Source organism: Streptomyces griseofuscus (genome assembly GCF_014673495.1).
GTDB lineage: Bacteria > Actinomycetota > Actinomycetes > Streptomycetales > Streptomycetaceae > Streptomyces > Streptomyces murinus.
The window spans coordinates 1,541,303-1,562,718 of record NZ_CP051006.1 but is presented as its reverse complement, the minus strand read 5'-3'; the positions used below and the strand labels follow the sequence as shown (position 1 = coordinate 1,562,718).

The window sequence follows — 21,416 nt, the reverse complement described above, 5'->3', positions numbered from 1 at the left end:
GTCCGCGCGATATCCCGATCACGGCAACCGATCGTGGGAGAGCGCATGAACGTTTCGGACAACTACCGTGGCAACTGGGAGAGTTACTGGAGCGAGACCTCCGACGCTCCGGGCGAGGCGATCTGGGACTCGGACCCCTCACTGACCGCGGAGCCGCACTCCGCGCTGCTCCTGCCGCACGCGGACCCGGCCCGCCCCATAGTCGACCTCGGCTGCGGCAACGGCACCCAGACCCGCTATCTGGCCACCCGCTTCGCCCGCGCCGTCGGCGTCGACCTCTCGCACGCGGCCGTCGAACACGCCCGGCGCGCCGCCGGGGACGCGCCCGTGGAGTTCGAACAGCTGGATCTGACCGACAGCGACGCAGTGAAGGCCCTGCACGACCGGCTCGGCGACTGCAACGTCTATATGCGGGCCGTCATCCACCAGAGCGAGCCCGCCGCGCGCCCCGCGGTCGCCGCCGCCGTCGCCACGCTGATCGGCAGCGCGGGCCGCGCCTTCGTCGTGGAGCTCACCCCCGCCTCCCGCGATGTCCTGGGGCGCGCCGCCGCCGAGCCGTCCGGCCCGCCGCCGAAGTTGCAGCGCGTCTTCCACCACCATCTCAAGCCCGCCGACGCCGACGAGGGCGAGATCCCGCGCCTGCTCGGCGAGGCAGGGCTGACCGTCCTCGCCGAGGGCGACACCGTCCTCCCGCAGACCGAACACCTCACCGACGGCACCCGCATCGACCTGCCGGCCCGCTGGTTCGTGCTCGCGGGCCGGTAGCCGGACGCGCGGCGCGCTGTGCGGGCCGGTCGTCCGGGGCCGTCCCGCGCCGGCCTCGGCGGGGTGCTCGTGCGAGCGTGCCGGGCCGGGCGCGGTAGAAAGGACCCATGCCGGAACGAAAGACCCCCACGGGCGCCCTGGACGATGTCGACGCGGTCACCAGGGCCGTGCTGACGGCTTCCCGTCTGCTGGTGGCCGTCTCCGCCCGTTCCCTGGCGGCCGTGGAGGAGCGGGTGACCCTCGCCCAGTTCCGCATGCTCGTGGTGCTGGCGACCCGGGGGACGACCAAGCTGGTGGCGCTCGCCGAACTCCTCCAGGTGGCGCCCTCGACCGCGATGCGCATGGTCGACCGGCTCATCGCCGCCGGGCTCGCGGACCGGCAGCCCAACCCGGACAACCGGCGCGAGACCCTGCTGCGGCCGACCGAGGAGGGCCGGCGCATCGTGGCGGACGTGACCGCCGGGCGCCGCGCCGAGATCGCCGCCATCGTGGAACGACTCCGCCCGACCGAGCGGCTGGCCCTCGTCGAGGCCCTCAACGCCTTCAACGAGGCGGGCGGGGAGCCACCGGCCCCAGGGGCGGACGACCCCGAACCGCATCCGCTGGGCTGGATCGTGGACGGATCGACGGCCCACGAGATCTGACCCCCGCCTCCCTTGCATGGTGCAAAGAAGCCGGGGTCGGTCAGGCCGTCGTATGCACCGCCCGCAGCGCCCCCTGGTGGCTGAGCCAGCCCACCGGCCTGCCCCGCTCGGCGTCGAGGACGGGCACCCCGCCCCCGGCGGCCGCCAGCAGCGTGTGCAGGGCCTGGGCGAGCGGCTGGTCGGCGGTCACCGCGGCGGGCGGCTCGGCGAGCCGCCCCACGGTCGCCGGTGCCGCGTCCGGCTGTTCCGCCAGGGCCTCGGCCACCGCCCGCGCGGTGACCACGCCGACGTACGCCCCGGCGCCGTCGATCACCGGCAGCGCGCCGTGGCCCGACCGGCCGAGCAGACCGGCGGCGTCGGCCAGCGGCGTGGCTGCGGGCAGGGGAGCGGGCAGCGGCTCCATGACGGTGCCGACATGCTGGGCGCCGAGCGGCGCGCCCGGCACGGGGCCTTCGAGGTCGATGCCGCGGCGGCGCAGCTTGAGGGTGTAGACGGTGTCCCGGGACAGCAGCCGGCTGACGGCGGTGGCCAGTACGACGGCCAGCATCAGGGGCAGGATGATCGAGTACTCGCCGGTCAGCTCGAAGAGGATGACCACGGCGGTGATCGGCGCCCGGGCCGCGCCGGCGAACACCGCGCCCATGCCGACGAGCGCGTACGCCCCCACGGCGCCGGCCGAGCCGGGCAGCAGGTGGTGGACCCCGATGCCGTACGCCGAGCCGAGCATCGCCCCGATGAACAGGCTGGGCGCGAAGACGCCGCCGGAGCCGCCGATGCCGATGGTGAGACTGGTCGCCAGCATCTTCCCGGCCAGCAGCAGAAGCAGGAAGCCGGCCGCGTAGCCGCCCTCGGTCGCCCGTTGCAGGACCGGGTAGCCGACGCCGTACATCTGGGGCAGGGCCAGGAGGACCAGGCCGAGCGCCGGCCCGCCGATCGCCGGGCGCAGCCACTCCGGGCCCCGCCACAGCCGGTCGCAGACGTCCTCGATCACGTAGAGGAAGCGCGCGAAGCCCACGCCGACGACGGCCGCGACGACGCCGAGCAGGGCGAACAGGCCGTACTGGGAGAGATGGCCGACGTGGAAGCCGGGCAGGTTCAGAAAGGCGTTGTCGCCGAACGCGGCGCGGCCGATCACGCTCGCGGTGACGCTGGCCAGCACGGTCGCGCCGAACGCCTCGGCGGAGAAGGCGCCCAGGATCAGCTCCATGGCGAAGAAGACACCGGCCAGGGGCGCGTTGAAGGTGGCCGCGATGCCGCCCGCCGCGCCACAGGCCACCAGGAGCCTCATCCGGCCCTCGGCCGCCCCGGTCAGCCGCCCGAGGGTGGAACCGAGCGCCGAGCCGATCTGCACGATGGGGCCCTCGCGGCCCACCGAACCGCCCGAGCCGATGGTCAGCGCCGAAGCCAGGGTCTTGACCACGGCGACCTTGGGGCTGATCCGGCCGCCGCGCTGGGCGACGGCGAGCATCACCTCGGGTACCCCGTGGCCGCGCGCCTCCTTGGCGAACCGGTTGACCAGCGGGCCGTGGAGCAGACCGCCGACGACCGGGGCGAGGAGCACGAAGTACGGTCCGAGCCAGGGCACATGAGGGTTCGCGGCGCCGGGCGAGGCGGCGTAGTCGGAGTGGCCGGACAGCAGCAGGGTGAACGTCCGGATGCACCAGCGGAAGACGATCGAGCCCACGCCCGCCCCGGCGCCCACGACGACCGCCAGGACCAGGACGGTCCAGGCCCCCCGCGGCGGCCCCACCGGTCCCACCGGTCTCGCCGGGCGGCTCCCTCCCGGCGCGGGCCCCCGGCCCCTCGCCGCCGCGCCGCTCCCGCGCTTCTCGTCCTCGGTCGCCGGTATGGCACTCATTGATTCTCCTCCCTCACTTTTGTATTATGCAAAAGATAGAGGGACGCCGCCACGGCGTCTCGGCCGCTCTCCTGGTCCGGTGACCCCGCAGCGCGTAACGTGACGCTCCATGAAGATCCTCATCAGTGCCGACATGGAGGGCGCCACCGGTGTCACCTGGCCGGCCGATGTGCTGCCGGGGACACCGCAGTGGGAGCGGTGCCGGGGGATGTTCACCTCGGACGTGAACGCCGCCGTGCAGGGCTTCTTCGACGGCGGCGCCGACGAGGTGCTCGTCAACGAGGCCCACTGGACGATGCGCAATCTGCTGCTCGAACAGCTCGATGAGCGCACGGAGATGCTCACCGGGCGGCACAAGGCGCTGTCCATGGTGGAGGGCGTCCAGCACGGGGACATCGACGGGATCGCCTTCATCGGCTACCACGCGGGCGCCGGAATGGAGGGCGTGCTCGCCCACACCTACCTCGCCAACCAGATCACCGGCGTCTGGCTGAACGACGTACGCGCCAGCGAGGGCCTGCTCAACGCGCATGTCGTCGCCGAGTACGGCGTCCCCGTCGTCCTCGTCACCGGCGACGACGTGGCCTGCGAGGACGCGCTCGGCTACGCGCCCGAGGCGCTGAAGGTCGCCGTCAAGGACCATGTGTCCCGGTACGCGGCCGTCTGCCGCACCCCGGCCCGCACCGCCGCCGACATCCGCGCCGCCGCCAAGGAGGCCGCCCGGCTCGCCGTGCGCCACGCGCCCGTGGAGGCGGGGCCGTTCACCGTCGCCGTGGAGTTCGACGCCGAGCATCTGGCGATGGCCGCGACCGTGGTCCCGGGCGTCGCGCGCGTCGGCGAGCGGAAGGTGGCGTACACCAGCGCCACCATGTACGAGGGCATCCGGACGTTCAAGGCGGTCACCACGATCGTCTCCAGCGCCGTGGAGGAGCAGTATGGCTGACCCGCGGGCCCTCGACGAGGTCGTGGAGTTCACCTCGGGGCTGATCCGGATCGACACCACGAACCGGGGCGGCGGCGACTGCCGGGAGCGGCCCGCCGCCGAGTACGCGGCCGAGCGGCTGGCCGGCGCCGGCCTCGAACCGCTGCTGCTGGAGCGCACCCCGGGCCGTACCAATGTGGTCGCCCGGATCGAGGGCACCGAGCCGGGGGCGGACGCCCTGCTGGTCCACGGTCATCTCGACGTGGTGCCCGCCGAGGCCGCCGAGTGGAGCGTGCACCCGTTCTCCGGGGAGGTCCGGGACGGAGTGGTGTGGGGGCGGGGCGCCGTCGACATGAAGAACATGGACGCGATGATCCTCGCGGTCGTCCGCTCCTGGGCCCGCACGGGGGTGCGGCCCCGCCGCGATCTGGTCATCGCGTTCACCGCCGACGAGGAGGCAAGCGCCGAGGACGGCTCCGGCTTCCTGGCCGACGAGCACGCCGGGTTGTTCGAGGGCTGCACCGAGGGCATCAGCGAGTCCGGCGCCTTCACCTTCCACGACGGCGCCGGACGGCAGATCTATCCGATCGCCGCCGGGGAACGCGGCACCGGGTGGCTCAAGCTGACCGCGCGCGGCCGCGCCGGGCACGGCTCCAAGGTGAACAAGGAGAACGCGGTGACCCGGCTCGCCGCCGCCGTCACCCGCATCGGCGAGCACCAATGGCCGCTGCGGCTCACCCCGACGGTGCGCGCCGCGCTCGCCGAACTCGCCGCGCTGTACGGCATCGACGCCGACTTCGGCGATGTCGACCGGCTGCTGGAGAAGCTGGGCCCGGCCGCCAAGCTGGTCGAGGCGACCGTCCGCAACAGCGCCAACCCGACCATGCTGGACGCCGGTTACAAGCTGAACGTGATCCCGGGCGAGGCCATCGCCCATGTCGACGGACGCTATCTGCCGGGCGGCGAGGAGGAGTTCACCGCCACCCTCGACCGGCTCACCGGACCGGACGTCGACTGGGAGTTCGCGCACCGCGAGGTCGCCCTCGAAGCACCGGTGGACGCCCCGCTCTTCGACCGGATGCGGGCCGCCGTACAGGAGTTCGCGCCCGAGGGACATGTGGTGCCGTACTGCATGTCCGGCGGCACCGACGCCAAGCAGTTCTCCCGGCTCGGCATCACCGGCTACGGCTTCGCACCGCTGAAACTGCCCGAAGGGCTCGACTACCAGGCGCTGTTCCACGGCGTGGACGAACGCGTGCCCGTCGAGGCGCTGCACTTCGGCGTCCGTGTCCTCGACCGCTTCCTGCGCACGGCCTAGACGAAATGGGGGAGGACACCATGCACAGGGCACCGTACGGCACCTGGCCGTCACCCATCGACGCGGCACTCGCCGCCGCCCACGACGGCCGCCCGGACTGGGTGGGCTACGTCGGGGACGAGACCTGGTGGACCGAGCCCCGCCCCGGCGAGGGCGGGCGCCGCGCGCTGATACGGCGCCGCGCGGACGGCAGCGAGGAATCGCTGCTGCCCGCGCCGTGGAACGTGCGCACCCGCGTCATCGAGTACGGCGGTCGGCCCTGGACCGCAGAGAGCCGAGGCGGCGCGCCCCTCCTGGTGTTCGCCCACTTCGCCGACCAGCGGCTCTACCGGTACGAGCCCGGCGGCGAACCCCGTCCGCTCACCCCGCTCTCCCCGGTCGGCGGCGGACTGCGCTGGGCGGAACCGCAGCTCGACCTCGAACGGGGCGAGGTGTGGTGCGTGCTGGAGGAGTACACCGGCGACGACCCCGGCGACGTCCGGCGCGTCCTCGCCGCCGTACCGCTGGACGGCTCGGCCGCCGAGGACCGGGGCGCGGTGCGTGAACTCACCGAGGAGCGGCACCGGTTCGTCACCGCCCCCCGGATCTCCCCGGACGGCCGGCGCGCCGCCTGGCTCGCCTGGGACCACCCGCGGATGCCCTGGGAGGGCACCGAACTGCGGGTCGCCGAGGTCGGCGCGGACGGCACCCTGCACGGCGCGCACACCGTCGCCGGGGGCGAGCACGAGGCCGTCGCCCAGGTGGAATGGGCCCCGGACGGGGGGCTCCTGTACTCCAGCGACCGCGGCGGCTGGTGGAACCTCTACCGCGACGACGTCCCGCTGTGCACCCGCGAGGAGGAGTTCGGCGGCCCGCTGTGGCAGCTGGGCCTGCGCTGGTTCGCACCGCTGGACAGCGGGCTGATCGCGGTCGTGCACGGCAAGGGCTCGACCGTGCTCGGGATCCTGGACCCGGAGTCCGGGGAGATCGTCGACGCGGCGGGCCCCTGGACCGAGTTCGCGGCGAACCTCGCCGTGCACGGCGGCCGGGTCGCCGCCATCGGCGCCAGCCCGCGCACCGCGTACGAGGTGGTCGAACTGGACACCGTCACCGGCCGCGCCCGCGCCGTCGGCGCCCGCCACCGGGACCCGGTGGACCCCGCCTACTACCCCGAGCCGCAGATCCGCGTCTTCACCGGACCCGACGGGCGCGAGGTGCACGCCCAGGTCTTCCCGCCGCACCACCCCGAACACACCGCACCCGACGGCGAGTTGCCGCCCTACGTCATCTGGGCGCACGGCGGCCCCACCAGCAGGGTGCCGCTCGTCCTCGACCTGGAGATCGCCTACTTCACCTCCCGGGGCATCGGCGTCGCCGAGGTCAACTACGGCGGCTCCACCGGGTACGGCCGCGCCTACCGCGAGCGGCTGCGCGAGCAGTGGGGCGTGGTCGACGTCGAGGACTGCGCGGCCGTCGCCCGCGCGCTCGCCGAGGAGGGCACCGCGGACCCCGGGCGGCTCGCGATCCGGGGCGGCAGCGCGGGCGGCTGGACCACCGCGGCCTCCCTCACCACCACCGGGGTCTACGCGTGCGGCACCATCCTCTACCCGGTCCTCGACCTGACCAGCTGGGCCTCCGGCGGCACCCATGACTTCGAGTCGCGCTACATGGAGTCCCTGATCGGCCCGTTCACCGAGGTGCCGACCCGCTACACCGAGCGCTCGCCCGCGAGCCACGCCGACCGGCTCGCCGCGCCGTTCCTGATGCTCCAGGGCCTGGACGACGTGATCTGCCCGCCCGTGCAGTGCGAGGAGTTCCTCGCCCGCGTCCAGGGCAAGGGCGTCCCGCACGCCTACCTCACCTTCGAGGGGGAGGGCCACGGGTTCCGCAGGGCGGACACCGTGATCCGCGCCCTGGAAGCCGAACTCTCCCTGTACGCCCAGGTGTTCAAGCTGGACGTGCCCGACGTGCCCCGACTGGAGCTGCACCGGTGAAAGCCCTCACCCGCCCGCCGAGGCTGGCCCCGGGCGCCCGGGTGGCCGTCGTCGCCCCCAGCGGCCCGGTGCCCGAGGAACGCGTCCAGGCGGGCCTCGATGTGCTGCGCGGCTGGGACCTCGACCCCGTCGTCATGCCCCATGTCCTCGACCGGGACGGCGAGTTGGGCTATCTGGCGGGCACCGACGCCGACCGGGCCGCGGACCTCCAGAACGCCTGGTGCGATCCGTCGGTGGCCGCGGTCCTGTGCGCCCGCGGCGGCTACGGCGCCCAGCGCATGGCCGACCTGGTCGACTGGGACGCGCTGCGCGCCGCCGGGCCGAAGGTCTTCCTCGGATTCAGCGATATCACCCATCTGCACCAGGCGTTCGCCACCCGCCTCGGCCTGGTCACGCTGTACGGGCCGGTGGCCGCCGGGATCGACTTCATCAAGAGCACCCGGGCGCAGGAGCATCTGAAGGCCACCCTGTTCGCACCCGAGACGGTGCGGACCATCGCGACGACCGGCACGGCGCTGGTGTCCGGCCGGGCCCGCGGGGTGACCCTCGGCGGCTACCTCGGCGGGCTCGCCGCCGACCTCGGCACCCCGCTCGCTCGGACCGGTGCCCGCGGCGGGCTGCTGATGATCGAGGACGTCACCGAACTGCCGTACCGCATCGACCGGTTGCTCACCCAGCTGCTGCGCTCCGGCTGGCTGGACGGGGTCGCCGGGATCGGGCTCGGGTCCTGGGAGCGCTGCGGGCCCTACGAGGAGGTGCGCGCCGTCCTCGCGGACCGGCTCGGCGGGCTCGGGGTGCCGGTCTGCGAGGAGATGGGGTTCGGGCACTGCGCGGACGCGCTGACGATCCCGTTCGGGGCCGAGGCGGAGCTGGACGCGGACGCCGGGACGCTGACACTGGCGGAGCCCGCGCTGCGCTGAGCATGCCCCGCGCGGCGAGAGGGGACGCGTAAGCTGGCCGGATGCCGCACATCGCGTCCCGCTACCTCGCCGAAGGCCCACGGGTGGGCATCCGCCACTTCACCCTTCAGGACGGTCCCGAGTTCACCGCGCGCGCCCGCGAGAGCAAGGACCTGCACCGCCCGTGGCTGTTCCCGCCGGACACCGAGGACGCGTACGCCCAGTACGCGGGGCGGCTGATCGACGACCCCACCAAGGCCGGTTTCCTGGTGTGCGAGCGCGAGAGCGGGGACATCGCCGGGTTCATCAACATCAACAACATCGTCCGGGGCGGCTTCCGCTGCGGCGCCCTCGGCTACGGCGCGTTCGCGCACGCCGCCGGGCGGGGTCTGATGCGCGAGGGCCTCGACCTGGTGATCGGCCACGCCTTCGGGCCGCTCGGGCTGCACCGCCTGGAGATCAACGCCCAGCCGGAGAACCTCGCCTCGGCCGCGCTGGCCCGGGGCGCCGGGTTCCGCCTGGAGGGCTTCTCACCGAAGATGATCTACATCGACGGGGACTGGCGCGACCACGAGCGCTGGGCGCTCACCGCCGAGATGCGCGCCTGACCTCGCACGGGCCGCCCCGCCGCGGTTTTTACGCCCTTTGCGCAATCCTGACCGGCAGCTCCCCTGGCCGAGTCACCGCGCGCCGGGTTCCATGGTCGTCGTGACAAGGATCCGACGTGAGGTACTGACCCTGCCCGCCGCCGAGTTGGGCCCGGACAACCCGCTGCCTCCGCTGCGCCCGCTCGACGAGGTCCACCGCGTCGACGACCGCGACCGGGCGGACATGCCCCCGGACATGGCGCGCGGGCTCGGGTACGCGCCGCTGCGCAGCCTGCTGCCGGTCCGCCTGCGCGACGGCTACGACAGGACCCGCGCACCCCGCGCCCTCGACGCCCTGGTGATCGAGAACGACCGGCTGCGCGCCACCGTCCTGCCCGGCCTCGGCGGCCGGGTCGCCTCGCTGCTCCATCTGCCGACCGGACGCGAACTTCTTTACCGCAACCCGGTGTTCCAGCCCGCCGACTTCGCCCTCAACGGCGCCTGGTACTCCGGCGGCATCGAGTGGAACATCGGCGCCACCGGCCACACCACCCTCTCCTGCGCCCCCCTGCACGCCGCGCGCGTCCCCGCGCCCGACGGCGGCGAGATGCTGCGCCTGTGGGAGTGGGAGCGGCTGCGCGACCTGCCCTTCCAGGTCGACCTGTGGCTGCCCGACGGCTCCGACTTCCTCCACGTCGCCGTCCGCGTCCGCAATCCGCACGAGCACCCGGTGCCCACCTACTGGTGGTCCAACATCGCGGTACCCGAAAAGGTCCGGGTCCTCGCCCCCGCCGAGGCGGCCTGGCAGTTCGGCTACGAGCAGCGGCTGCGCCGGGTGCCCGTCCCGGCGTACGACGGCATCGACCGCACCTACCCCCTCAACAGCCCTTACGCCGCCGACTACTTCTACGACGTGCCCGACGGCCGGCGCCGCTGGATCGCCGCGCTGGACGCGGCCGGGCACGGACTGGTGCAGACCTCCACCGATGTGCTGCGCGGCCGCAAGCTGTTCGTCTGGGGCAGCGGTCCCGGCGGCCGCCGCTGGCAGCAGTGGCTCACCGAGCCCGGCACCGGCGGCTACTGCGAGATCCAGGCGGGCCTGGCCCGTACCCAGTTGGAGCACGTCCGCCTGGACCCGGAGAGCGAGGTGTCCTGGCTGGAGGCGTACGGCCCGCTCGACACCTCGCCCGCGGGGGAGTGGACCTGCGCGGTCCGGCAGGCCGAGGAGCGGCTGGAGGCGGTGCTGCCGCGCGCCCGTGTCGAGGAGGCGTACGCGCGATGGCGGCCGTACGCCGACACCGAACCCGGCGAGATCCTCGCCACCGGCTCCGGCTGGGGCGCACTCGAAGTGCTGCGCGCCGGCTGGAAGCTGCCCGGCACGCCCTTCCCCGAGTCCACGCTCGGCCAGGACCAGGAGCCCTGGCGGGAGTTGCTGCGCACCGGGGGCCTGCCCGCCCCGCGCGGCCCGGAGCCGGCCGGTGCGACACCGGTCGCCCCGCACTGGCGGGACCTGCTGGAGACCGCGCCCGCCACCTGGCACACCGAGTACCACCTCGGCATCGCCCAGTGGCACGCGGGCGACCGCGCCCAGGCCGTCCGCAGCTGGGAGCGGGCCCTGCCGCTCGCCCCCGCGCGCTGGCCGCTGCTGCGCGCCCTGGCCGTCGCCGACCAGGACGACGGCCACCACGCGCGGGCCGCCGACCGGTACGCCGACGCGTTCACCGACCTGTGCGCGGCGGAGCGCCCGGAGGACGCGGACCGGGTCGCCCGGCGGACCGCCCTCGGCCGCGAGGCGCTCGAAGCGCTGCTGCGGGTCGGGCGGACGGCGAAGGCCCGCGCGGTCTGGGAACGGCTGCCGTCGGCCGTCCGGCAGCGCGGCCGATTCCGGCTGCTGGAGGCGGAGTTGCTGCTGGCGGAGGGCCGACGGGCCGAGGCGCGGGCCGTGTTCGACGCGGGCTTCGAGATCGCCGATCTGCGGGAGGGCTCCCGGGAGCTCGACCGGGTATGGGCCCGGCTCACCGACGAACCTCTGCCCGCCCGCTACGACTTCAGGATGCGTCCCGATTCCGCCTGAGCGCTCAGCCGCGCTGGTCCACGTACTCGAAGAGCGATCCGTCCGGGTGCATCGCCAGCATGTTGCTGCCCGCCGGTGTCGGCACCGGCTCCACCAGGATGCGGGCGCCGAGGCCGGTGAGCAGCTCACGCGCCTCGCCCACGTCCTTGACGGCGATGGTCGCGGTGACCTTCCGCAGGATCTCCAGCTCGGCTTCCGGACCGCTCATCAACAGGAAGGAGCCGATCGCGGCGACCTGGACCCCGCCGCGCGCGAACCGCTGTGCCGTGCCACCGGCCAGCCGCTCGTAGAAGGGGATCGCGGTCTCGATGTCGGCAACGCAGATACGCAGCGAGGCGCCCATAATCTCCATACGGCCGAGCCTAGTTGGGGCGAGGGCCGGCGCGCAGGCACCCACGGAGTTATCCGAGGTGCGCACAGGGTACCCGCGTGACATGAACCGTTCGCAACCTCTGGATCATCTGGAACATCTCGACAAGGAGCTGGTCGAGGAGCTGGCTCAGGTGGCCCGTGTGACGGTACGGGAGGAGCTGCGCGAGCAGACCCGCAAGCAGCGCCGCACCGCCGTGCTGTACGGCGCGTCGGGCGCCGCCGCCCTGTACGCGGGCGGCGCGGTCGTCGTCGCCGTGGGCCTCGCCCTGGCGATCGGGCTGCCCGGCTGGGCGGCCGCGCTGATCACCGGGGCGCTGATGGCCGCGGTGGCGTACGCGCTGCGGGCCAGTGCCCACTCCTCGTCCTCGGAACACCACCCGCATCCGCCGCACCGGGTGGTCGGCGGCACCCCGCCGGTCGCCCCGCCCGGCGGCCTCGGCATGCCGTATCCGCCGATCCCCAAGAATCCGCCGGAGACCCCGGCCGACCTGGACGACCCGCGCCGATAGCCGGCGCGGGGAGTCCCCCCGGGGTCACTTCCAGGCCCGGTCATCCTTCGGCCAGCCGGGGCAGCACCTTCGTACGGTAGAAGTCGAAGAAACCCTGCTGGTCGGGGCCGATCTGGTTGACGTACACGCGGTCGAACCCGGCGTCGGCGAAGGCGCGCAGGGCGGCGGCGTGTACGTCCGGATCGTCCCCGCACACCACGTCCTTGCGGACCATGTCCTCGGTGACCAGCTCGTGCAACTGCTCGAAGTGCTGGGGCGAGGGCAGTACTTGGCCCATCTCGCCGGGCAGCAGCTCGTTGTACCAGAGCCGGTGCACCGTACGGACGCACTCCGCGCGGTCGGCGCCGTAGCAGACCTTGGTGCCGCCGCTGACGAGCTTTGCCCCGCCGCCGCCCTTCCTGAAGGAGGTGACCATCTCCTCCTCGGGCATCATCGTGATGTAGCCGTCGCCCACCCGGGCGGCGAGGGCGGTGGCCTTCGGGCCGAAGCCGGAGATGTCGATCGGGATGGGCTCCGCGGGCACGGTGTAGAGGCGGGCGTTCTCCACGGTGTAGTGCGTGCCGTGGTGGTCGACCTCCTCGCCGGTGAACAGCCGGCGCATCACCTGTACCGCCTCCTCCAGCATCTCAAGACGTACGTGCGCCGGGGGCCAGCGGTCGCCGAGGACGTGTTCGTTCAGTGCCTCGCCGCTGCCGAGGCCCAGCCGGAAGCGGCCCTCGGTCTGCACCGCGCAGGTGGCCGCCGCGTGCGCCGTCACCGCCGGATGCATGCGCACGGTCGGGCAGGTCACGGCGGTCTCGATGGGCAGCGACACGGCCTCGGAGAGCGCGCCGATCACCGACCACACGAAGGGGCTCTGCCCCTGCGCGTCGTTCCACGGGTGGAAGTGGTCGGAGATCCACAGCGCCTGGAATCCGGCCTGCTCGGCCATCCGCGCCTGTTCCACGAGCCCGGCCGGCCCGTGTTCCTCGCTCGCCAGGAAGTATCCGTACTCGGGCATCGGGGCACCTCCGCGTGCCGGAAGCGGGTGGGAACGTCCGGGGCCGGGTAACCGGGGGTATCCGGGTGAAACGCGGTCCGCCCGCCGCGACGGGCGGGGGCGAGCCCGGTCGGCCCCCGTGTGCTCCGCCCGGGTGAGCGGCCCCGCGTTTGGTTGGTCCGGCCCCGGATACGCGGGAAACCTCGCACGAGCCCACCGCCCGAGGCGTCCTCGCGGGCCGACCGCGCGTCTCGGTCCGGCCGTTCCCGCGCTCCGGCGATCCCGGGCGGCCCCTACGGACGCCCACCGACCGACGACCACGAATCTCGCGCAAGGAGAGCCATGGACACCGCCGAACTCGCCGAACTCGGACAGCAGTTGCGCGTCGACAGCGTACGGGCCGCCGCGGCGGCGGGCTCCGGGCATCCCACGTCCTCGATGTCCGCCGCCGACCTGATGGCCGTACTCCTCGCCAACCATCTGCGCTACGACTTCGAGCGCCCCGAGCATCCCGCCAACGACCGCTTCGTGCTGTCCAAGGGCCATGCCTCGCCCCTGCTGTACTCCGCGTACAAGGCGGCCGGCGCCATCGAGGACGGCGAGCTGATGACCTTCCGCAAGCTCGGCAGCCGCCTCGAAGGACATCCGACACCCCGCAGGCTGCCCTGGGTGGAGACCGCGACCGGCTCCCTCGGCCAGGGTCTGCCCGTAGGGGTCGGCATCGCCCTCGCCGGGCTGCGCCTGGACCGCACCGGCTACCGGGTGTGGGTGCTGTGCGGGGACAGCGAGCTGGCGGAGGGCTCGGTGTGGGAGGCCGCCGAGCACGCCGGGTTCGAGAACCTGGACAACCTGAAGGTGATCGTGGACGTCAACCGGCTCGGGCAGCGCGGCCCCACCCGGCACGGCCATGACCTGGACGCCTACGCCCGCCGCTTCCAGGCCTTCGGCTGGCACACCATCGAGATCGACGGCCATGACGTGGACGCGATCGACCGGGCGTACGGGGAGGCGCTGTCCACCACCGGGCAGCCCGTCGTGATCCTCGCCCGCACCCTCAAGGGCAAGGGCGTGGCCGCCGTGGAGGACCAGGAGGGCCACCACGGCAAGCCGCTGCCCGACGCAGACGAGGCCATCGCCGAGCTCGGCGGCCCCCGTGCGCTGCACATCCGCGTGGGCGAGCCGCCGGCCGCCGCCGCGCTGCGCGATCGCACCACCGAGGTGATCAGGCTCCCGCGCTACGACAAGGGCGACGAGGCGGCCACCCGGGACGCCTTCGGGGCCGCCCTCGCCGCCCTCGGTGACGCGCGCGGCGACATCGTCGCCCTGGACGGCGAGGTCGGCGACTCCACCCGCACCGAGGAGTTCGCCAAGGCGCACCCCGAGCGCTTCTTCGAGTGCTACATCGCCGAGCAGCAACTCGTCGCCACCGCCGTGGGAATGGCGGTGCGCGGCTGGGTGCCGTACGCCGTGACCTTCGCCGCGTTCCTCACCCGCGCCCATGACTTCGTGCGCATGGCGTCCATCAGCGGCTCCGGGATCAACCTCGTCGGCTCGCACGCCGGGGTCGCCATCGGGCAGGACGGGCCCTCGCAGATGGGCCTGGAGGACCTCGCCATGTTCCGCGCCATCCACGACTCCACGGTGCTCTACCCCTGCGACGCCAACCAGACCGCCCGGCTGGTCGCCGCCATGGCCGGTCTTGACGGCATCCGCTATCTGCGCACCTCCCGCGGCAAGACCCCGGTGCTCTACGACGCCGACGAGGAGTTCCCGGTCGGCGGCAGCAAGACGCTGCGCTCCTCGGAGGAGGACCGGCTGACGATCGTCGCCGCCGGGGTCACCGTGCCCGAGGCGCTGGCGGCCGCCGACCGGCTCGCCGAGGACGGCATCGCGGTCCGGGTGATCGACCTGTACTCGGTCAAGCCCGTCGACGCCGAGACGCTGCGCCGGGCCGCCGAGGACACCGGCTGCCTGCTCACCGTCGAGGACCACCACCCCGAGGGCGGTATCGGGGACGCGGTCGCGGAGTCCTTCGCCGACGGCCGCCCGGTGCCCCGTCTGGTCCGGCTCGGGGTCCGTACGATGCCCGGCTCGGCCGCCCCCGACGAGCAGCTGCACGCCGCGGGCATCGACGCCCTCGGCATCGTGGCCGCGGCGAAGCTGCTGGTGGAGGAGGCGGTGGTGCGGTGAGCGAGGGCGCGGACCGGCCGATACGGGCCGGCCGTCGCACCGTACGGTTCCAGCGGCCGGGAAGGTCCTCTTCCCCGGCCGCGCGCGGCCCGGCACCCCTGAGCACTACCCGGAGTGGATCACCCGCGCGGAGGTCGCCAAGGAGGGCGGCACCGTCACCCATGTGGTGGTGCGACGACACCGTCACCCTCCTCTTCCTCGCCGACCAGGCCTGTGTCACCCCGCACCGCTGGCTGTCCCGCACCGACCGCGCCGCCGGCCCCGACCACCCCGACCGGCTGGTGTTCGACCTCGACCCACCGGACGACGACTTCGCCACGGTCCGCGCGGCCGCGGCCGTGCTGCGCACACTGCTGGACGAACTCGCCCTGCCCGCAGCCCCGATGACCACCGGCTCGCGCGGACTGCACCTCGTCGTCCCGCTCGACGGACGTCAAGGCTTCGACGAGGTGAGGCGGTTCGCCCACGATGTCGCCGAACTCGCCGCCGCACGGCACCCCGGACCGGCTCACCACCGCCGTCCGCAAGGAGGACCGCGGCGACCGCCTCTGTCTCGACGTCCAGCGCAACGCCTACGCACAGACCGCCGTGGCCCCCTACGCGGTCCGCGCCCTCCCGGGCGCCCCCGTCGCCGTGCCCGTCGCCTGGTCGCAGCTGGAGGACCCCGTACTCCACGCCCGCCGCGGGACGATCGCCGACGCCCTGGAACGGGCCCGCACCGACCCATGGGCGGAGCTGCCGGCCAGGGGCCGCGGTCCGGGCCCCGCACGGCGGCGTCTCGCGAAGCTGCGCGACTGAGGACTGAGGACGGCCCGAAGGTTTGGCCACGGGATGAGCGGCCACCCGCACCAAAGAGGTGGCCATGTCGAACACACATCGCACAACGCGAACACAGAATTCACGAGAATCCCATAAATCCGAGCGGGAAGACGAGCAAGAGGCACCACAGGAAGTCGAACAGGAACAGGAACCGGAGCCCGAGGCGAGGCCCCGGAAGCCCCGTAGGCCCCCTCGGCCGTCTTCCGACGGCGAGGAGTCCACGCACGAGCCCGAAGGGCGTCGGCCGCCCCTCATGGAGGTGCTGCGGCAGGCGCGCGGCCAGCTCGCCGAGCTGACCGGACTCGAAGCCGAATCGGTGTCCTCCTTCGAGCAGACCGAGGACGGCTGGTCTCTCGAGGTCGAGGTACTGGAGCTCTCCAGGGTGCCGGACACCATGAGCCTCATGGGCAGCTACCAGGTCGAACTCGACCGGGAGGGGCAGCTCACCGGCTACCGGCGGGTCCGCCGCTACGAGCGCGGCAGAGCCGATCCGCGCGCCGGCGGCCGCTAGCCGGGCCGGGCGCAATCGACCATTCAGCAACGAACCGAAGGAGGAACGGCCGGTATGACCGTTGTCCCGGCACAGCAGAGCGGCGGCGGTGGAGGCAGCAGTGGCCTCTACGACGTACTCGAGCTGGTGCTCGACCGTGGCCTGGTGATCGACGCCTTCGTGCGCGTCTCCCTGGTGGGTATCGAGATCCTGAAGATCGACGTCCGCGTCGTCGTGGCGAGCGTCGACACGTATCTGCGCTTCGCCGAGGCGTGCAACCGCCTCGACCTGGAGTCCGGACCCAACAAGAGCCCCGGCCTGCCCGACGTGGTCGGCCAGGTCACCGAGTCCGGTGCGCGTGGCAAGTCCAAGGGCGCCCTGTCTGGTGCGGCCGAGACCATATCCGACGCGTTCAAGCAGGCCCGCGACGAGGGCGAGGAACAGCCTCGTCGCGCGCGTAAGACGTCGGCCCGCCGCAAGGAGGAGCAGGAGTGAGCACGTACGTCTACGGGATCACCGCCCGTTCCCACCCGGACCTCCCCGAGGGGATGACCGGAGTCGGAGAGCCGCCGCTGCCCGTGCGGCTCCTCACCGAGGGTGAGCTGACCGCGCTGGTCAGTGACGCCCCGGAGAGCCTGCGCCCCAAGCGCCGTGATCTGCTCGCGCACCAGAACGTGCTCGCCGAGGCGGGCGCCGGCGGCTGTGTGCTGCCCATGCGGTTCGGCAACGTCGCTCCCGACGACGACACCGTCACGCACGTCCTCGGCGAGCGCGCCGACCATTACCGGGAGCGGCTCGCGGCCCTGGATGGCAAGGTCGAGTACAACGTCAAGGCCAACCACGTCGAGGAGGCCGTCCTCCATCTGGTGATGGCCGAGCAGCCGGACCTGCGCGCCCTCGCCGACGCGAACCGCAAGGCGGGCGGCGGTAGTTACGACGACAAGATCCGCCTCGGCGAGATGGTCGCCGGCGCCGTCAAGGCGCGGGAGACGGAGGACGCCGCCCGCATACGGGCCCTGCTGGAGCCGACCGCCGCCGCGGTCAGCGTCGGGCCGGAGTCCACCGGCTGGCTGCTCAACGTCTCGTTCCTGATCGCCCGGGACACCGCGGAGGAGTTCCTGGCCGCCGTCGAGCGGATCCGGACCGGCCAGCCCCACCTGGAACTGCGGGTCAACGGCCCGCTGCCGCCGTACAGCTTCGTCGAACCGGGCCCGGCCGAGCCGGCGGAGACCGATTCCGCCGCCGCGGCGTCCTGAGGGCCGGCGGACGACCCGAACGGCCCGGACGGCGAGCGGAAGGAGGACCCCATGGGACTGATCAAGGAAGTGCTGCTGCTGCCCTTCGCGCCCGTGCGCGGCAGCGGCTGGGCGATCAACCAGGTGCTCCGCGAGGCGGAACGTATCTATTACGACCCCGCCACCGTACGGGCCGAACTCGCCCGCCTCGAAGAGCAGTTGACGGCGGGCGAGATCACCGAGGAGGAGTTCGACCGGCGCGAGGACGAACTGCTCGACCGGCTGGAAGCCCCCCAGGGGCCCGGCGACACCACAGGCAACGGAACGGGACGATGAACCGAACGGCACTGGGCCTCGCCATAGGGGCCGGATACTTCCTGGGACGCACCAGGAAACTGAAGATGGCCATCGCGGTCGGCTCGCTCGTGGCGGGCAAGAAGCTCAACCTCGGCCCGGGCGCGCTCGTCGACCTCGCACGCCAGCAGCTGCGCGACAACCCGCAGTTCAAGGAGATCGGCGAGCAGCTGCGCACCGATCTGCGGGGCGTCGGCAAGGCGGCCTCCGGGGCCATGGTCGAACGCCAGATGAGCACCCTCGCCGACCGCCTGCACGACCGTACGGCCCAGGTGCGCGGCGAACTCCCCGGAGCGGACGAGTCCGACGACGAGTCCGACGAGGCGCCCGAGGCCGGGCGGGACGACGAGGACCGCGCGGCCGACCGCGGCGACGAGCCGGACGGCGGCGGGTCCACCCCCAAGCCCCGCGCCCAGAAGCCGGCCGCCAAGAAGACCGCGGCACGGCGCACCGGCACGACGGAGAAGACAGGCCCCGCGAAGAGGAAGACGGCGGCCAAGAAGACCGGCGCCCAGCGTCAGACGGCCGCGAAGAAGCCGGCCGGCTCCCGCGGCGGCGGTTCCGCGAAGGGCGGCGATGAACGATGACCGACACCGTCGGTTCCGCGGCCTCGGCCGCGGGCAAGGCCAAGGGCGCCGCCAAGGACGCCAATCCGCTCACCGATCTCGCCCACAGCGAGGCCGCCGACCGGCTGAAGGAGGAGGCGCAGGAGTACCTGTCCGCACAGGCCCAGCGGCTGCTCACCGGTCTCGGCCGCAAGCTCGGCGAGACCACGGGCAAGCTGAACGACATCGCCGAGGGCAACAGCCCCGGCTTCGCCAAACTCGCCCTGGACGGCGGCCGCAAGCTCGCCGAGGGCAAGGGGCCCCTGCGCTCCGCGCTGGAACTCGGCGCCTCCCGAGTGAAGGACAACGTCATGGACGCGGTCAAGAACATCGGGGGCGGCAAGAAGGGCGGCAAGGGCCGCAGCGGCAACAAGCCCACGGTGATCATGGAGTTCATCGACGTCGGGGTGCCGCTGCGCACCGCCTACGACCAGTGGACCCAGTACCAGGACTTCTCCAACTTCGCCCGCGGGGTCAAGAGCGCCTCGCGCGCCAACGACACCGAGTCTGACTGGCAGGCGAAGATCTTCTGGTCCAGCCGCAGCTGGAAGGCCCGGACCACTGAGCAGATCCCCGACCAGCGTATCCAGTGGACCTCCGAAGGAGCCAAGGGCAGCACCAAGGGCGTCGTCACCTTCCACGCCCTCGGTGACAACCTGACCAGGGTCCTGCTGGTCATCGAGTACTACCCGAGCGGCTTCTTCGAGAAGACGGGCAACCTGTGGCGCGCCCAGGGCCGCCGGGTCAGGCTGGACCTGAAGCACTACGCCCGCTTCATCACCTTCAAGGCGGAGGCGGACGACGGCTGGCGCGGCGAGATCCGCGACGGCGAGGTCGTCCGCAGCCACGAGGACGCGATCGCGGAGGAGGAGTCCGAGGAGTCCGAGGAGCCGGAGGACCGCGATTCCGAGGAGCCGGAGGACCGGGCCGAGGACCAGGAGTCCGGGGAGCCGGAGGAGTACGAGGACGAGGAGGACGGCTCGTACGAGGACGAGGTCGAGGACGGGGACCAGGCCGAGGAGCCGGAGGAGGACGACGAGGAGCAGGAGGACGAGTACGAGGACGAGGACGAGGAGCCCGAGGACGAGGAGTACGAGGACGAGGAGGAAGAACCCGAGTACGCCGAGCGCGGGAGCCGTCGATGACGACGCCCGCCCCCCGGTCGAGCGGTTTCGCCGACCCCTACGGCCACAACTCGGGCGCGAACCTCGCCGACATCCTGGAACGCGTCCTCGACAAGGGTGTCGTCATCGCCGGTGACATCCGGATCAACCTGCTCGACATCGAACTGCTCACCATCAAGCTGAGGCTCATCGTCGCCTCGGTGGACAAGGCGAAGGAGATGGGGATCGACTGGTGGGAGACCGACCCGGCCCTGTCCTCCCGGGCCCGCCGGGACGAGCTGACCCGGGACAACGCGGAGCTGAGAGAACGGCTGGCCCGGCTGGAGGAGCTGGAGCCGGGCCGCGCGCGGAAGGAGGCGCCGTGACCGGACTGCGCTATGTGTATGCCGTCTGCCGTCCCCTCGGGGCGCCCCTACAGGCCCAGCTGACGGGCATCGGGGGCGCTCCGCCGGCCCTGCTGGCCCACCGGGGGCTGGTCGCGGTGGTCAGTACGGTCCCCGAGGCCGACTTCTGCGAGGAGGGGCTCAAGGCCCATCTGGAGGATCTGGACTGGCTGGCCGCGACCGCCCGCGCCCACCAGGGTGTGATCGACGCGCTCACCACCGTCACCACCCCGCTGCCGCTGCGCCTGGCGACCGTCTTCCGGGACGACAGCGGGGTGCGCAGCATGATGGAGGCCCGCGAGACGGACTTCCTGCACGCCCTGGACCGGCTGGAGGGCCGGGTCGAGTGGGGCGTCAAGGTGTTCACGGAGCCGCCCCCGGAGCCCGCCACGGACGAACGGGCCAGGACGGCGGCGACGGGGGATAAGTCGGACAAGCCGATGAGCGGCCGGGACTATCTGCGCCGCCGCCGCGCGGACACCCGGGCCCACGAGGCGGACCTCCAGGCCGCCGAGTCCTTCGCGGACGCCCTGCACCAGCGACTGGGCGCGCACGCCGAGGCCAGCAGGCTGCACCCCCCGCAGAGCGCCTCGCTGTCCGGTGCCCGGGGCCGCAATGTGCTGAACGCGGCCTATCTGGTGCCCCGCAACCGCTCCGAGGAGTTCGTGGAGCTGGTGGACCGCACGAAGGACGAGGCCGGCGGGCTGCGGGTGGAGCTGACCGGGCCCTGGGCCGCGTACTCGTTCAGCGGGTTCGCCGAGGAGGACGCGCGGCACGGCGCGTCGGCGGGGGAGGGCCGGTGACCGTCGTGGAGCGCCGGGAGATCGCGCTGGTCGACCTGTTGGACCGGCTGCTGGCGGGCGGCGTGGTGATCACGGGCGATGTCACGCTGCGCATCGCCGACGTGGACCTCGTCCGTATCGACCTGAACGCGCTGATCAGCTCGGTCAACGCCTCCGTGCCCTCGCCGTTCGAGATCCTGCCCGAGCCGCCCGCGAAGGAGCTGTGATGTCCGCCCGCAACCGGCTCGACCTCGAACCAGACACGGTCGAGCGCGATCTGGTGAAACTGGTGCTCACCGTGGTGGAACTGCTGCGCCAGCTGATGGAGCGGCAGGCCGTACGGCGCTTCGAGACCGGTGATCTGTCCGAAGAGCAGGAGGAGCGGATCGGGCTCACCCTGATGCTCCTGGAGGACCGGATGGCGGAGCTGCGCGACCGCTACGGGCTGCGGCCCGAGGACCTCAACCTGGACCTCGGACCGCTCGGCCCCCTGCTGCCCCGCGACTGAGCCGGGAGCGCCCGCGTACGCCGGGC

The 21,416-nt window shown here is 73.0% G+C and carries 24 protein-coding genes and 1 pseudogene; 22 read left to right on the top strand and 3 right to left on the bottom strand.

Features of this window, described 5'->3' with window-relative positions; all coding sequences use genetic code 11:
* Positions 1-45 precede the first annotated feature (45 nt).
* Positions 46-765, top strand: coding sequence for a class I SAM-dependent methyltransferase (locus HEP81_RS06855; protein ID WP_037654748.1), 720 nt, complete (start codon positions 46-48; stop codon positions 763-765).
* Between the two features lie 107 nt (positions 766-872).
* Complete coding sequence (locus tag HEP81_RS06850) at positions 873-1,409, top strand: MarR family winged helix-turn-helix transcriptional regulator (protein WP_037654749.1); 537 nt, start codon at positions 873-875, stop codon at positions 1,407-1,409.
* 40 nt (positions 1,410-1,449) lie between these two features.
* Here the strand turns inward: HEP81_RS06850 and HEP81_RS06845 are convergent, their stop codons facing one another.
* Positions 1,450-3,129, bottom strand: a complete 1,680-nt coding sequence (locus tag HEP81_RS06845; protein WP_198422768.1) for a chloride channel protein — start codon at positions 3,127-3,129, stop codon at positions 1,450-1,452.
* 247 nt (positions 3,130-3,376) lie between these two features.
* On the opposite strand from HEP81_RS06845, the gene HEP81_RS06840 reads away from it, so the two are divergent.
* The 6 genes from HEP81_RS06840 (at position 3,377) to HEP81_RS06815 (ending at position 11,040) form a co-directional block, all read left to right on the top strand.
* A complete protein-coding gene (locus tag HEP81_RS06840) occupies positions 3,377-4,210 on the top strand; it encodes a M55 family metallopeptidase (protein ID WP_037654752.1) in 834 nt (277 codons plus the stop codon).
* Positions 4,203-5,507 carry a M20/M25/M40 family metallo-hydrolase gene (locus HEP81_RS06835; protein ID WP_037654754.1) on the top strand — a complete coding sequence of 435 codons (1,305 nt, stop codon included), beginning with the start codon at positions 4,203-4,205 and terminating at the stop codon, positions 5,505-5,507. Before HEP81_RS06840 ends, HEP81_RS06835 begins: the two co-directional genes overlap by 8 nt.
* Positions 5,508-5,512: 5 nt before the next feature.
* Positions 5,513-7,480, top strand: a complete 1,968-nt coding sequence (locus tag HEP81_RS06830; RefSeq protein WP_037654756.1) for a dipeptidyl-peptidase 5 — start codon at positions 5,513-5,515, stop codon at positions 7,478-7,480.
* Positions 7,477-8,400, top strand: a complete 924-nt coding sequence (locus HEP81_RS06825) for a S66 peptidase family protein (protein ID WP_037654758.1) — start codon at positions 7,477-7,479, stop codon at positions 8,398-8,400. Before HEP81_RS06830 ends, HEP81_RS06825 begins: the two co-directional genes overlap by 4 nt.
* Positions 8,401-8,441: 41 nt before the next feature.
* Positions 8,442-8,987, top strand: a complete 546-nt coding sequence (locus HEP81_RS06820; RefSeq protein ID WP_037654762.1) for a GNAT family N-acetyltransferase — start codon at positions 8,442-8,444, stop codon at positions 8,985-8,987.
* A 91-nt stretch (positions 8,988-9,078) separates the two neighbouring features.
* The gene (locus HEP81_RS06815; RefSeq protein ID WP_037654764.1) at positions 9,079-11,040 is read left to right on the top strand and encodes a DUF5107 domain-containing protein; all 1,962 of its coding nucleotides are present in this window, start codon (positions 9,079-9,081) and stop codon (positions 11,038-11,040) included.
* A 4-nt stretch (positions 11,041-11,044) separates the two neighbouring features.
* Here HEP81_RS06815 and HEP81_RS06810 read toward each other — a convergent pair whose 3' ends face one another.
* The gene (locus tag HEP81_RS06810) at positions 11,045-11,392 is read right to left on the bottom strand and encodes a VOC family protein (protein ID WP_037654767.1); all 348 of its coding nucleotides are present in this window, start codon (positions 11,390-11,392) and stop codon (positions 11,045-11,047) included.
* A gap of 82 nt (positions 11,393-11,474) precedes the next feature.
* Here HEP81_RS06810 and HEP81_RS06805 point away from each other — a divergent pair, with 82 nt between their 5' ends.
* On the top strand, positions 11,475-11,921 hold the full coding sequence (locus tag HEP81_RS06805) for a phage holin family protein (RefSeq protein ID WP_037654769.1): 447 nt from the start codon (positions 11,475-11,477) through the stop codon (positions 11,919-11,921).
* 40 nt (positions 11,922-11,961) lie between these two features.
* Here the strand turns inward: HEP81_RS06805 and HEP81_RS06800 are convergent, their stop codons facing one another.
* On the bottom strand, positions 11,962-12,921 hold the full coding sequence (locus HEP81_RS06800; protein ID WP_037654771.1) for an LLM class F420-dependent oxidoreductase: 960 nt from the start codon (positions 12,919-12,921) through the stop codon (positions 11,962-11,964).
* 321 nt (positions 12,922-13,242) lie between these two features.
* Between HEP81_RS06800 and HEP81_RS06795 the strand changes: the two genes are divergently transcribed.
* The 13 genes and pseudogenes from HEP81_RS06795 to HEP81_RS06740 all read left to right on the top strand — a co-directional run bounded on the left by HEP81_RS06795 (position 13,243) and on the right by HEP81_RS06740 (position 21,390).
* Positions 13,243-15,090 carry a transketolase gene (locus tag HEP81_RS06795; RefSeq protein WP_037654774.1) on the top strand — a complete coding sequence of 616 codons (1,848 nt, stop codon included), beginning with the start codon at positions 13,243-13,245 and terminating at the stop codon, positions 15,088-15,090.
* A gap of 161 nt (positions 15,091-15,251) precedes the next feature.
* Positions 15,252-15,599 (top strand): annotated as a pseudogene (gene ligD / locus HEP81_RS42600) (non-homologous end-joining DNA ligase LigD); the annotation flags it as partial.
* Positions 15,559-15,888 (top strand): non-homologous end-joining DNA ligase LigD, encoded by a 330-nt coding sequence (ligD, locus tag HEP81_RS42595; RefSeq protein ID WP_421673924.1) that lies wholly within the window; start codon positions 15,559-15,561, stop codon positions 15,886-15,888. The pseudogene ligD (HEP81_RS42600) and the gene ligD (HEP81_RS42595), both read left to right, overlap by 41 nt.
* A gap of 64 nt (positions 15,889-15,952) precedes the next feature.
* Positions 15,953-16,420 (top strand): gas vesicle protein GvpO, encoded by a 468-nt coding sequence (locus HEP81_RS06785; protein WP_078967328.1) that lies wholly within the window; start codon positions 15,953-15,955, stop codon positions 16,418-16,420.
* Positions 16,421-16,474: 54 nt separating this feature from the next.
* Complete coding sequence (locus HEP81_RS06780; protein WP_037654778.1) at positions 16,475-16,894, top strand: gas vesicle structural protein GvpA; 420 nt, start codon at positions 16,475-16,477, stop codon at positions 16,892-16,894.
* Positions 16,891-17,655 carry a GvpL/GvpF family gas vesicle protein gene (locus HEP81_RS06775; protein WP_037654780.1) on the top strand — a complete coding sequence of 255 codons (765 nt, stop codon included), beginning with the start codon at positions 16,891-16,893 and terminating at the stop codon, positions 17,653-17,655. The genes HEP81_RS06780 and HEP81_RS06775 overlap by 4 nt, the downstream gene beginning before the upstream one ends.
* 51 nt (positions 17,656-17,706) lie before the next feature.
* Positions 17,707-17,970 carry a gas vesicle protein GvpG gene (locus tag HEP81_RS06770; RefSeq protein WP_037654781.1) on the top strand — a complete coding sequence of 88 codons (264 nt, stop codon included), beginning with the start codon at positions 17,707-17,709 and terminating at the stop codon, positions 17,968-17,970.
* Positions 17,967-18,575 carry a hypothetical protein gene (locus tag HEP81_RS06765; protein ID WP_037654782.1) on the top strand — a complete coding sequence of 203 codons (609 nt, stop codon included), beginning with the start codon at positions 17,967-17,969 and terminating at the stop codon, positions 18,573-18,575. The genes HEP81_RS06770 and HEP81_RS06765 overlap by 4 nt, the downstream gene beginning before the upstream one ends.
* A complete protein-coding gene (locus HEP81_RS06760) occupies positions 18,572-19,738 on the top strand; it encodes an SRPBCC family protein (RefSeq protein WP_037654783.1) in 1,167 nt (388 codons plus the stop codon). The genes HEP81_RS06765 and HEP81_RS06760 overlap by 4 nt, the downstream gene beginning before the upstream one ends.
* Positions 19,735-20,082, top strand: coding sequence for a gas vesicle protein (locus tag HEP81_RS06755; RefSeq protein WP_037654784.1), 348 nt, complete (start codon positions 19,735-19,737; stop codon positions 20,080-20,082). The genes HEP81_RS06760 and HEP81_RS06755 overlap by 4 nt, the downstream gene beginning before the upstream one ends.
* Positions 20,079-20,903 (top strand): GvpL/GvpF family gas vesicle protein, encoded by an 825-nt coding sequence (locus tag HEP81_RS06750; RefSeq protein ID WP_037654785.1) that lies wholly within the window; start codon positions 20,079-20,081, stop codon positions 20,901-20,903. Before HEP81_RS06755 ends, HEP81_RS06750 begins: the two co-directional genes overlap by 4 nt.
* The gene (locus HEP81_RS06745) at positions 20,900-21,109 is read left to right on the top strand and encodes a gas vesicle protein (RefSeq protein ID WP_037654786.1); all 210 of its coding nucleotides are present in this window, start codon (positions 20,900-20,902) and stop codon (positions 21,107-21,109) included. The genes HEP81_RS06750 and HEP81_RS06745 overlap by 4 nt, the downstream gene beginning before the upstream one ends.
* Positions 21,109-21,390, top strand: a complete 282-nt coding sequence (locus tag HEP81_RS06740) for a gas vesicle protein K (protein ID WP_037654788.1) — start codon at positions 21,109-21,111, stop codon at positions 21,388-21,390. Before HEP81_RS06745 ends, HEP81_RS06740 begins: the two co-directional genes overlap by 1 nt.
* Positions 21,391-21,416: the final 26 nt, after the last annotated feature.